The sequence below is a fragment of the Acinetobacter sp. 2JN-4 genome, from assembly GCF_003687745.1.
GTDB lineage: Bacteria > Pseudomonadota > Gammaproteobacteria > Pseudomonadales > Moraxellaceae > Acinetobacter > Acinetobacter halotolerans.
In genome coordinates, this window is sequence record NZ_RDNY01000040.1 from 1 (window position 1) to 255 (window position 255).

The following is a 255-nucleotide window of genomic DNA, read 5'->3' on the forward strand; positions in this document are numbered from 1 at the left end:
GTACTTTGGGTAATGCTGGTATCGGTGCTTTCTGGCGCTTGAACGATGCTTTATCTCTTCGTACTGAAGCTCGTGGTACTTATAACATCGATGAAGACTTCTGGAACTATACAGCACTTGCTGGTTTAAACGTAGTTCTTGGTGGTCACTTGAAGCCTGCTGCGCCAGTCGTAGAAGTTGCTCCAGTTGAACCAACTCCAGTTGCTCCACAGCCACAAGAGTTGACTGAAGATCTTAACATGGAACTTCGTGTAT

General features: G+C 45.9%; 1 pseudogene. It reads left to right on the forward strand.

Features of this window, described 5'->3' with window-relative positions:
- Positions 1-255: pseudogene (locus tag EAH57_RS15880) on the forward strand (OmpA family protein); the annotation flags it as partial.